We start from the raw sequence: 12,228 nt of genomic DNA on the forward strand, positions 1-12,228 counted from the left end.
TTGGATTAAGTTAGTAGAAGCTAACAACCAAAAAGTTTGGATCGATACCCATATCCAAAAAACCAAAGGAGGTATCTGCGCTTTAGAAGAAGTATTTACCGCCGACGATATATATCAAGCAGGTTTAAGTGACTGTCATATTAACTTGTTAGAACAATTTCAAAGCAAAGCCTGCTGTGTAATTCCCATCTTTCAGAGCGACTGCTTATGGGGTTTACTTAGTGTTTATCAAAATAGTAACCCCCGTCAATGGCAACCAGAAGAAATTCGTCTCTTAACCCAAGTAGCAATTCAGTTAGGTGTCACTATTCAGCAAGTAGAATTATTCGCCCAAATTCGCAACCAATCCCAACAGCTACAACAAGCCAAAGAAGCAGCCGAAACCGCAAATAGAGCAAAAACAGCCTTTATTGCCAATATGAATCACGAATTAAGAACCCCTCTCAATGCCATTCTTGGTTCTGCGGAAATGCTGCGTCGAACTCTCGATATCGAAGAACAACAAAATAATAATCTCAATCTAATCTATCAATCAGGAAAACACCTACACACCTTAATCGATGACATTCTTTCTTTAGCAAAGATTGAAGCAGGAAAACTCGAATTACAGCCAACAGAATTTGATTTTGGCACTTTTCTAGATAATCTTGTCGAAATAATCCGTATTCGTGCAATACAACAAAGCATCAAACTCAACTATCAAATTATCTCTTCTTTACCCACCAAAATCTTTTGTGATGAAACTCGCTTAAGACAAGTATTATTAAACCTTCTGAGTAACGCCATCAAATTCACTAAAAATGGTAGTGTCAACTTTAGAGTAGGTTATAGCCAAGACTTTTCAAGCGATCTCGCCGTTGACGAGGCGCGTTGCGATCCAAAAATCAACAATCAGAAAATTCGCTTTCAGATTGAGGATACAGGAGTCGGTATATCATCTTCCCAAATTGCCGATATTTTCTTACCATTTCAACAATTAGGCGAGATCGCCTCCAGTGAGTCACTGCACGATCGTAATTTGCAAACGGAAGGAACAGGATTAGGCTTAACCATCAGTCAAAATATTGTCCGTCAAATGGATAGCGAAATTCAAGTACAAAGCACCCTAGGAAAAGGAAGCATTTTTTGGTTCGATCTCGATCTAGCCAATTTAACTAATAGCAACGGTACAAAAGCTGCAACCGAAGATGTTGCTCCCAAAACCATTACTATTACCCAAGATGAGTTAGTAAATATCCCCATTCCAACCACAGCAGAATTAAATCTGCTTCAGCAACTATCAGTAATGGGAAACATTCGTGGTGTATTAGATCGAGCTAATAATCTAGAAAAATCTCACCCCGAATTAACTTCTTTCACCGAACAAGTACGTCATCTTGCAGAAACTTGTCAAATTGATTTGTTAGAGAATTTCTTGCGTTCCTTCAATTAAAAATTTGTTGTAATCCCCTGTGGCAATATCAGATTAATTTGAAAACTTCCCGACTACGATTGCTGTTACATAGTGTTGCCATGAAATTATTTACTTAACCTCTTTTTATTCTTTTCCATCTCATTTCCAGCTTTTTTATAACTCTTTTTACGGTTTCTTTACTTATAGCTATGCCCCACTCTTTTTTGGCTTTTTCCACTACTCTCAACAGTGCCTTCGGCTCTTTTTTTGCCCAAGCCTTTACCTATTTTTTCTGTTCATCATTTAACTTGGGCTTTCTTCCTCTTCCCTGATTATTATATAATCCAACTACTTTTTCATCTTCCCCCTTGGTAAACCAGTTATATATAGTTTTTCGACTTACCCCAAATATTTCCCTTAACTGCTTAATTAATAATCCTTGATAACTTAAAATAAGACATTTGGCTCTGTTTCTAACTTAATAATATTTACTTTCTCTACTTATTCGCTTTAGACGCTTAATATTTTCTGAAGTTAGTTCTCGAATAAATCTCATGAATATCTCATTTTTTACTTTTTTATCCTATTCTAAACATAGTAAGTTAACCACTTAGATTAATGGAAGAGAAAGAAACTGTTTTTGACGAGCAGCTTAATAGCTCTATTTTTGATACTTTTAATTCCAGCGACTTAATCAATGGAATCGAAAAAAGTAATTCAGAATTAGCATTATTAGAATCGGAAACTAGTACTAAGGAACTAAATTTATTGCAGACTACTGAATTTAATGCTACCTCCAGTGATGAATTTGGTGATTCGATTAGTGGTTCGAGGGTTTTCCCAAATGAAGCTTCGGCGACGCAGATTCTGGTGCAGGCTGAAGACTACACTAACTTTTCTGATACAACATCAGGTAATTTAGGTAGCCAATATCGCGATGATGATGTCGATATTCAAAGCACTAGAGATATTGGCGGTGGTCATAACGTAGGTTGGATCGCAAATGGTGAATGGCTAGAATATTCTGTTAATATCCCTTCAACAACAAATTATCAAGCTGAAGCTCGAATAGCGTCTCCTAAAAATGGTGGTACGTTTAATCTGGAAATTGATGGCGAGAGACTAGGCACATTTTCTGTAGAAAACACTGGTGGATGGCAAAATTGGCAAAGTCTAACAACTTCTTTAGGTTCAATAAGTGCTGGCAACCATACTGTAAGAGTACAAGTTCTAAGCGGTGAGTTTAATCTCAACTGGGTGCGTTTATCTGAGGAAACTGCACCAAATCCAACTCCTTCTCCATCATCTTTGAATCCTGATGTCGCACCATCAGGTAATTTTGACCTCCTTGATTGGAAACTAACTCTTCCTGTTGATGCCAACAAGGATGGGAAAGCTGATGAGATCAAAGAATCACAACTATCTGATGGTTTTGAAGATAGCGATTACTTCTTCACGGATGAGGATGGTGGCATGGTGTTCAGATCGCCCGTTGCTGGTTCTACAACATCTCAGAACACAAAATATACGCGAACTGAGTTGCGGGAAATGTTGCGTCGAGGTGACACTAGTGATTCAACGACTGGTATCGGCGAAAACAACTGGGTATTGAGCAGCGCGCCTTCCTCAGCACAAAAAGCTGCGGGCGGTGTTGATGGTCAATTAACGGCAACATTAGCAGTTAATCACGTGACCACAACTGGCGACAGTAACCAAGTAGGTCGAGTTATTCTGGGTCAGATTCATGCAAATGATGATGAGCCTTTGCGTCTTTACTATCGTAAGTTACCTGACAACTCGAAAGGTTCTATCTACATTGCCCATGAGCCAAGAACAGGGGATGAACAGTATTATGAACTGATTGGAAGTCGGTCTTCTAGTGCATCGAATCCTTCAGATGGTATTGCTTTTGACGAGAAGTTTAGCTACGACATTGACGTTGAAGGTAATATGCTGACGGTAACCATTATGCGTCCTGGAAAATTAGATGTTGTTCAGTCAGTTGATATGAGTGACAGTGGCTACGATGATGGCGATCAATATATGTACTTTAAAGCAGGTGTCTACAACCAGAACAATACGGGTAAGTCCACTGATTATGCTCAGGCTACCTTTTATGGTCTTGAGAATCAACATAATAGCTACTCACCATCCGCGAGCTAGATTGTCAAAAAAACTAAGAATGCAATCCATTTTTGGGCGTTGTTGAATAGAGAATGCTAATCAAGAAATCAGATCGTTAAAACATTATTTTTTTGTAGATACTTGCATCAAAAGCATTACGCAGTCACCAACGCCTTCTGACTTAGATGGTGTATCAGGAAAATATTTTGATGGATTTAAGCAAGTTGAATCTTCTGTAGAGTCTCACGATACTTACAAAGCAGTAGAACTTTGGGAAGCAAGTACCTGGACTTTAGGAAAAAAGTGAATAGTAGGAATTGAAATCTAGATAGAATAATATTTCTACCTGATTTTAGCCCCAGATAAATCCTCGACTAGCTTTATGTTCAGCAAAAACTTCCATGTTATTTTGTAGCCAGCCCAAGAAATTGTCAGAAATACCAGTTAAAAAGGCTTCTAAAGTTCCAGCAAAAGTTGTTAACGATTTATTAGCATAACGTTTTCTTAGTCCGCCCATTAATTGCTGATAAACAATGAAAGTATAAGCAGTAAATACTAAAATAAAATGACGAATTAAACTTTCCTTCTTTCTCACTTGGTACTCTTTTAAGCCTAACCAACCTTTAGCTTCTCTATAAAACTTTTCAATATAATTTCTGTTTGAAAATGTTTGAACTATCCATTCTCCTGTTACTCGATCGCCTTGTTTATTAGTAATTAAATAATCTATTTCAGTAGCTTCAGATACAGAACTAGCATTCATGACGATTGCTATGTTTCTTTTAGCTTCAAGACCATTAATTTCGGCGCAAATTGTAGCTACCCAAACAGTTTTCGGTCGCTCAAGTTCTAAAGTAACAGCTATCCAATCTTCTGATAGCAAGGATAATATTATTTCATCTAACCTTTTTTCTGATTGTTTTTCTTCTGTTTGTGGATTAATAACAGTAGCCAGACGATTTTTGGCTAAACCACCGATATAATTGAGTTTTAGAGACTCTAGTTCCTTCAAGAAAGTAGAATTATTCCCATAACCTCCATCGATTAAAACAATTCCTGGACGATATTTTCTTTTAAGCGTTTGATTGACTAATTTTAAAGCTATATCAGGTTTTTTGACAAAATCTTTATCCTCTTTTCCTTCGGGTAAATAATCAGCGTGTTGATATAATTCAACGTCTAGAGGAAGACTTCTTACTCCATCATACAAATGAGTTGTAACTATCACTATTCCATTATCAATTTTGCCAATTTCGCGCCATTTATTGTCGTCCTACTCCTGATGTAAAGTTTCCACTTTTCCTGTGTCCCGAGTCATCAATTATCAGAGCAAAACCATTCCTAATTCTAGTTTGATTACACTTATTCATCAGTTGCAATCGACGCTCATTTATCTTTGATGCTGACCATTTAGATTTACTCATAAAATGATGAACATTACTCTATGAAGAACCGATAATATTATCGGTCATTTGAGCAATGTTTTTGCGTTTACTTTCTCCCAGTAATCCAGCTAAATAATAACGAAATCCCTTTTTTTGACCTTGATTTTGCCATAAATCATCAAATTTAGCGCACCATTTCTCAAAACATGGTGGCATCGCCGACAGGGTTGTTTCTTTGATTATAGAGGTGACGAGCAAGTATTCAAGTATAAATATTACTATATCAGGATTATGGCTGATATTCTTGCTTTAATTCCTAAAGTCCAGGTAGAGGTTAATACTCAACCACAAGCGATCGCTATTAGTCCCGATGGTAGTTTATCTGCGATCGCTGGGTGGGATATCAATGAACGTAAGGAAATTAATTGGAACGACTATAATATTTGCTGGTAGTTTACCAGGACTTGTCGACGGCATTAATAGCGATCGCCAGAGAAATCACTACCTAACGATTCAGACCCTTTGTACTACTATAGTGTAAGGTAAGCAAAGCAACCCCCATCTGTGGTGTAGTTGCTAAAATTAATGATGAAGTAATATAAAGACTCGTGCTAATAATCAGCAGATAATATGCGACCTAATCCCATTTTTAACCCCAGTGGTGACGACACAATAGAAAATCGTTCCATCTGGTTTGGTAACACCACGAACTTAATGCAACTCAATGATGTCCGTTATTCATGGGCGATTGGCTTGTATCAGCAAATGCGTGAAAATTTTTGGATCCCCCAAAAACTCGATCTTACTCAAGATGTCACAGATTACTGGAATCTGACCGCCGAAGAACGCCATGCTTATGATGGAATTTTAAGCTATCTTACCTTTCTTGATTCGATACAAACCTGCAATCTTCCTCATCTCAAAAGTTGTATCACTGCGCCTGAAGTCAGTTTGTGCATTGCTGAGCAAATCGCCCAAGAAGGGATGCATAATCAAAGCTACCGTGCGACTCCGTTCAGCCTAAACTGAGTTTTCTACACTCAGGAGACGGCTGGCAAGGTTAATAAAAAGTTACAAAGAATCATTCGGATTCTTAAGACATAATAAAACCTTGACAACTTGATTAGTTTACTGGTGAGTCAACAGAAGAAAAAGATTCTATATACGGGACTCTTCTTTTAATGACAATTCCAGTCCACTGAGACATCCAGTGTGACTCCCCAACCCTAAGTAGAGAATGACTATCAAAGCTTAAAGCGGGTTGGAAACGCGAGTAAATCATCGCTGTTGATGATGCTCTCGCAAGGGAAGTGACTCATGGCTAATGCAAATGAACTACTAATGAAGCTCCGTGACGGTTGATGGCGAAAAAACAGATGGCACGCCAAGCTAAAAAGCATATTTCCTGGGTTATCCAAAGGTAGCGGGGATAATCAAATGTGGAAAAACACCACATGAGATGTTCGATAGGAAATCGGAGTATAGGTAGAGCCTAAAAGTTACGCAACAAAACTAATCAGGAACGAAGTAACCTTTCATATATCTCTGTATGAGGTCGATTCATATAGTAGGTGTCAAACCGCATGATTATGAAAGAAAGGATGATTCAAGAAGCCAATGCTCGAATGTAATATTCAAGATATGCTGACGTGAATCGGCTTACAAAGAGTAAAGATGGAGTAAGTAGTAATGTCTAATACCGTTAATTTAAAAGTTAATAGGTCAGAATCAAAAACCAATACACAACAATGGCACGAGATTAATTGGGTCAAAGTTGAACGTATAGTTTTTAAGCTACAAAAACGGATTTACAAAGCTGAGACAGTTGGTGATATCCGAACGGTGCGAAAGCTTCAAAATACCCTGACTAATTCATGGTACGCAAAACTGTTAGCCATAAGAATAGTGACACAGGATAACAGAGGACGAAAAACAGCAGGAATTGATGGAGTTAAATCCCTCAATGACAAAAATAGGATGGCATTAGCACTAAAACTTAAATTTAGTAATAAAGCTAAACCAGCCAGAAGAGTTTGGATTCCGAAACCTGGAAAGACAGAGAAAAGACCATTAGGTATTCCAGTAATGGAAGATAGAGCAAAACAAGCATTGCTAAAATTTGCCCTCGAACCTCAATGGGAAGCTCGATCTGAGCCACATTCTTACGGATTTAGACCAGCCAGAAGTTGCCATGACGCAATAAAGGCAATCTATAACGCTTTGTCCATAGATAAATGGGTACTAGATGCTGACATAGCAGGTTGTTTTGACAATATTAACCACCAATATCTATTGGATAAGGTTGATACCACTCCTAAATTTAAGAAACAAATCAAAGCTTGGTTAAAAGCAGGAACTATTGACTGGTTCAATAAACCTGAAGTATTTTCCAAAACTACCCAAGGTACACCCCAAGGTGGTGTATTATCACCTTTACTGGCAAATATAGCCTTACACGGTCTGGAAGAACATCTAAAAGACTGGCTATGGAACAAAAGGAAATATCGTATTCCCGAATGGAATGCCACCAAAGGTAAGTGGGGTACTATCGGACAGAAAAAGACCAAGAAAACCCTATCGATCATTAGATATGCCGATGACTTTGTGGTAATTCACAAAGACCTTGAAATCGTTAAAGAAGCCAAGGTCGAAATCAACGAATACCTTAAAGATATCGGTCTAGAAATGAAAGAGGCAAAAACTCAAATTGTTAACTCTAAGAAAGGATTTAAATTCTTAGGACTTAACATAAGACATTTTGAAACAGGGTCATATAGGTCTGAGAAAAATACGGTAGGAAAAGCAACTGGTTTAGTAAGACTGATTCAACCAAGTAAAGATTCAATTCTAAGACAATACCGAAAGATTGCTGATGTTATTGATAGCCTGAAAAACGCATCCCAATCAGTATTAATTAGTAAATTAAATCCCATAATTAGAGGATTTAGTAACTATCATAAATACTATAGTTCAACTGAGCAATTAGAAAAATTAGACCGCCTAATTTTTAGAAAGTTGCTGAGATGGGCGAAAAGAAGACATCCCAATAAGGGTATGAAATGGGTAGTTAAAAAATATTTCTTCAACCATAATAATCCGAAAATTAAATGGTTATTTGGTATAGGGTCATATTGTATTAGAAAACATAACGACACTAAAAAAGAAAGATATATTCAGGTTAAAGGCGATGCTAGTATATTCGACGGGAACACAGCATATTGGGGAAAAAGAGTACAATGTCATCCTGAACTGTCTCTTAGACAACTGACCCTAATCAAACGTCAAAAAGGTAAATGCGCACACTGCGACAAAACCTTCAAGGCTGAAGATATATGGGAAACAGATCGTGTGATCCCCAGATGCAAAGGAGGAAAAGACACTTATGATAATCTGCAATTGTTGCACGCACATTGCCACGATCAAAAATCACGGCAAGATCGGAAAGAACCTAACACCACTCAGAAACCAACGGTTGTTGTAAGCTAGGAGCGCAGTGAGGTGAAAGTCTCATGCTGCGTTCTGAAGTCGAGTCAAGAGGGCGACCTTTTGGCTTAGATAACAATACATTATCGAGACAGTAATTCCTAGCGATCGCAGAAATGCAGTTTATGAATTTTGGCGTACTGACAATGTTTTAGCAGATCGTTGTGAGTTTATTGCTGGACTTTATCAAAAACAAATTGATGATCCCACGGCAGAAAACTACTTTATCGCTCTTTTAGCAGACTACTTGTTAGAAGGGATGTATTTCTATAATGGCTTTATTTATTTTTATAATTTGGCTTCTCGGATGTTAATGCCAGGTAGTGCTGATATCTTTAAAATGATTAATCGCGATGAGTTGAGCCATGTACGACTTTATCAAAAGCTCTTACCAGAAGCAATGCACCTGTTCCCTCACTCTGTAGAACAAATCTATGAAATGTTCGAGCGGGCGGTAGAACATGAATGTCGTTGGACAAATCACATTGTCGGTGATAATGTTTTAGGAATTACATCCGCGAGTACAGAGCAGTATACAAAGTATCTGGCAAATATGCGCCTTAAAGCGATCGGTTTACAACCTCTGTATTCTGATGAGTTATATCAAAAGAGTCCTTATAAACATTTAGAAAGATTTTCAGATACCAAAAAAGCGGGACATACTAAAGCTAATTTCTTTGAAGCAGGAGTAACCAGCTATGTTATGTCTTCTGGTGTTGGTGGTTGGGATGAAATCTAAACTAAACAACAAAAGTAGATTTCTTGTCTAAGTACAAGCAGTTTTAGTCATTAGTAGAGAAGCAATCGGGGAAGCAAAAGAAAATTGTACTTCCCTGAAACTTTTTTACAGGTTTTAAGGAAGGCGCACTCCTGTGGGCAAACAAAGGCAATCGAGAATAGGCAAAGTATCTATAACTGGATGTCAATATACAAATAATTTTGTTGATCTACTTATCCCAATTCAGCAATACCAAGTTTTGAAGATGAATGCTGGTGGTGGTAGATGATTAGGTATAATACAAGCAAAATCATCTATAATTTGATGGCAGGAAATGCTTTCTGTGCAATCAGCATATTTTAGCTCTATATCAACACTATGCCTTTAATTAAAGTTCAATCATCAGTTGCTACTCCAGAAAAAGCTAAAGTAGAAAGTCTTTTAACGAGCTTATCGGCTAAATTAGCTAAACACTTAAGCAAGCCGGAGTCTTATGTAATGACTGCTTTTGAGTCCGATGTTCCTATGACTTTTGGTGGTACTTTAGACCCTGTTTGTTTCGTAGAAATTAAAAATATTGGCACTATGAAACCAGATCAAACTAAAGCGATGAGTGCTGATTTTTGCCAACAAATTGAAACAGAATTGGGTGTTCCTGCTAATCGCGTTTATATTGAATTTGCTGATGCTCAAAGACATCTATGGGGTTGGAATAAAGGAACTTTTGGCTAATTATTAAGTAATAGCAAGTTGAAAATTACCATTAACCACGAGCCACTAACCACAAGCAAACGAGCCAATAGGCAATTGCACCCACCTACGAATTTAACAAAGATCAACTAATATTATTTCTTAAACCCGATAAACCAGCATAACCGATCGCGATCGCATCTACACTATCATCAATGGGTAATGTTTCTAAATCAAATAAGACTTGTACCATTGCAGCCACTTCTTTTTTATCGGCTTTCCCATTACCTAACAGACATTTCCAACTAGATTGGTGTAAATAGATAGGGACAACTCCTAATTCGCGATAACAAACTAAATTAATCACTCCAAAAGCTTGTAAAACTCCTCCTGCTGCTTTAATGGTACGGTTGAAAAAAGGCATTTCAATAGCAATATTTTGGGGTTTAAATTCTCTTACTAATTCTGCAATATCTTGTTCTATTTCCAATAATCTTTCTGGGGTAGTTAATCCTTTTTTGGTTTCTACTGTTCCATAATCTATTAAAGATGGCGTTCCCCAAGATACTTCTTCTAAAATAGCCCAGCCTATAATAGCCAGACCAGGATCGATTCCTAACCAAGATTGTGACATTTTTGTTAGTGGTTAGTGGTTAGAGACGCGACGGGGCGTATCCCCATTCGAGGACAAGTAAACTTTGGAGGCAACCTCGCGCATTCAGCCCCTCAAATAAGAGGTCTGTACGGCGGTTCGTCGTTCGTCGTTACTCATTAGTTGATTGCTGAACGATAACTATTACCTTTGCTTGCTACTTGCCCAAATGTTAAATTAATTTTGCACAGATACTTGTTACCTATTACTCATTACTCATTACTCATTACTCATTACTCATTACTCATTACTCATTAACCTATTATTTCCTTTGCTCATTCCAGCTATTAAATCTCAAAATCATACCCTTGTAAGCTCTTCTCCTTGTCTTCCTGATTTTTTCTCTCAAATAATTTCTAATTCATTATCTTGGAAGTGCGCTTTAAATTTCTGCTCAAATTTCACTAAAATAGGCAAATTAGGGCTAATAGCTCTACCTTGCCAATCTATCATTACTTTGGTTATTTCCCCTTCCATACCCTTAATATCTAAAGGTTGCATTTTTTGTTCTGGATGATGGTACACTATCACGGATTCTTTGACCCTAACGAGATCGCCAATTTTCATATTAATTGACCCAAGTAACACAATTGAGTTATTTTTTGTAAACTAAGATACATTATTTTGCCACAATACCATAATTTTATAGCAAGCATCGTTTAATTAAGTCAGGGTTGATTTACTTTTACTGATTGTGAATGAACAAATAAACTTAGCCACCTGGATAAAATTAGAGCGAGCATCAACACGGGAGTCCCCATCTCTTGGATAAATGGAATAGCGCACCACCTGCGTGACGCGCGATTGTTGACGGACGTGGAGCAAGATTGCTTCTTAACCGTGACCGCATTCCCTCCCGTCAGATTAAGTTATGGTTATTAAAGTTTTCTTCGATAATTACTGACGAAATTTTTATATAATTATAAATTCCACAAGACTAAACTCAATTACAAAATAACCCATGCATCGCCTTATCAATGGTGTCTGGAAAATATCAGTTCTGAATTTATAGTTACTCATTATCAATTTCAGAACACCCAGCATATTCTTGAAAGTTCAAAACAAAAATGCTAAATCCCAACTTGGATGAAATCCAATTCAGTAAAGACGAGTATCAAACTTACTCCCGTCACATAATATTGCCAGAGGTTGGACTTGAGGGACAAAAACGCCTCAAAGCAGCCAGTGTTCTTTGTATTGGTACTGGTGGCTTAGGTTCACCCCTATTAATGTATCTAGCAGCAGCAGGTATTGGTAGAATCGGTATTGTTGATTTTGATATTGTCGATCAATCCAATTTACAACGTCAAATTATTCATGGTACTGATTGGGTAGGTAAACCCAAAATCGAATCTGCAAAAAACCGCATTTTAGGAATTAATCCTTATTGTCAGGTTGACCTGTACGAAACAGCGTTAACTTCAGCTAACGCGCTAGAAATTATTGAACCTTACGACATTGTTGTTGATGGTACAGATAACTTCCCCACTCGTTACCTAACCAATGATGCTTGTGTACTGTTAAACAAGCCTAATGTTTACGGTTCAATTTTCCGTTTTGAAGGACAGGCGACGGTTTTTAATTATCAAGATGGACCAAACTATCGCGATCTTTATCCTGAGCCACCACCACCAGGGATGGTACCCTCTTGTGCAGAAGGAGGTGTTTTAGGTGCATTATGTGGGATTATTGGTACGATTCAAGCCACTGAAACCATTAAAATTATCTTGGGTGCAGAGAATACTCTTAGTGGTAGATTATTGCTCTACAATGCCTGGGATAT

8 protein-coding genes and 4 pseudogenes are annotated in these 12,228 nt (G+C 37.6%); 8 read left to right on the forward strand and 4 right to left on the reverse strand.

Features of this window, described 5'->3' with window-relative positions; genetic code table 11:
• A partial coding sequence (locus tag H1P_RS24515; protein ID WP_144872276.1) for a sensor histidine kinase occupies positions 1-1,432 on the forward strand: 1,432 nt, incomplete at its 5' end.
• A gap of 244 nt (positions 1,433-1,676) precedes the next feature.
• Here the strand turns inward: H1P_RS24515 and H1P_RS39970 are convergent.
• Positions 1,677-1,859 (reverse strand): annotated as a pseudogene (locus H1P_RS39970) (helix-turn-helix domain-containing protein); the annotation flags it as partial.
• A 152-nt stretch (positions 1,860-2,011) separates the two neighbouring features.
• Between H1P_RS39970 and H1P_RS24525 the strand changes: the two are divergent.
• Entirely contained in the window at positions 2,012-3,556 is a 1,545-nt protein-coding gene (locus H1P_RS24525) for a polysaccharide lyase family 7 protein (RefSeq protein WP_144872278.1), read from the forward strand.
• Positions 3,557-3,869: 313 nt separating this feature from the next.
• On the opposite strand, the pseudogene H1P_RS24530 reads toward H1P_RS24525, so the two are convergent.
• Positions 3,870-5,142 (reverse strand): annotated as a pseudogene (locus H1P_RS24530) (IS701 family transposase).
• 51 nt (positions 5,143-5,193) lie between these two features.
• Here H1P_RS24530 and H1P_RS36455 point away from each other — a divergent pair.
• The 5 genes and pseudogenes from H1P_RS36455 to H1P_RS24550 all read left to right on the forward strand — a co-directional run bounded on the left by H1P_RS36455 (position 5,194) and on the right by H1P_RS24550 (position 9,835).
• Positions 5,194-5,355 (forward strand): hypothetical protein, encoded by a 162-nt coding sequence (locus H1P_RS36455; protein ID WP_186376124.1) that lies wholly within the window; start codon positions 5,194-5,196, stop codon positions 5,353-5,355.
• Positions 5,356-5,532: 177 nt separating this feature from the next.
• Positions 5,533-5,907: pseudogene (locus H1P_RS24535) on the forward strand (ribonucleotide-diphosphate reductase subunit beta); the annotation flags it as partial.
• Between the two features lie 684 nt (positions 5,908-6,591).
• Positions 6,592-8,388: a group II intron reverse transcriptase/maturase gene (gene ltrA, locus H1P_RS24540; protein WP_144872280.1), complete on the forward strand. Its 1,797-nt coding sequence runs from the start codon at positions 6,592-6,594 to the stop codon at positions 8,386-8,388.
• A 73-nt stretch (positions 8,389-8,461) separates the two neighbouring features.
• Positions 8,462-9,124 (forward strand): annotated as a pseudogene (locus tag H1P_RS24545) (ribonucleotide-diphosphate reductase subunit beta); the annotation flags it as partial.
• 357 nt (positions 9,125-9,481) lie between these two features.
• Positions 9,482-9,835, forward strand: a complete 354-nt coding sequence (locus H1P_RS24550; protein ID WP_144872282.1) for a phenylpyruvate tautomerase MIF-related protein — start codon at positions 9,482-9,484, stop codon at positions 9,833-9,835.
• A 103-nt stretch (positions 9,836-9,938) separates the two neighbouring features.
• Here the strand turns inward: H1P_RS24550 and H1P_RS24555 are convergent, their stop codons facing one another.
• Together H1P_RS24555 and H1P_RS24560 are read right to left on the reverse strand one after the other, a co-directional pair.
• On the reverse strand, positions 9,939-10,427 hold the full coding sequence (locus H1P_RS24555) for a crossover junction endodeoxyribonuclease RuvC (RefSeq protein WP_144872284.1): 489 nt from the start codon (positions 10,425-10,427) through the stop codon (positions 9,939-9,941).
• Between the two features lie 363 nt (positions 10,428-10,790).
• Complete coding sequence (locus H1P_RS24560) at positions 10,791-11,012, reverse strand: ferredoxin-thioredoxin reductase variable chain (RefSeq protein WP_144872290.1); 222 nt, start codon at positions 11,010-11,012, stop codon at positions 10,791-10,793.
• Positions 11,013-11,512: 500 nt separating this feature from the next.
• On the opposite strand from H1P_RS24560, the gene moeB reads away from it, so the two are divergent.
• Positions 11,513-12,228 (forward strand): molybdopterin-synthase adenylyltransferase MoeB (moeB, locus tag H1P_RS24565; protein WP_144872286.1); only part of this gene is annotated, 716 nt, incomplete at its 3' end.

It is taken from the genome of Hyella patelloides LEGE 07179 (assembly GCF_900659865.1).
GTDB lineage: Bacteria > Cyanobacteriota > Cyanobacteriia > Cyanobacteriales > Xenococcaceae > Hyella > Hyella patelloides.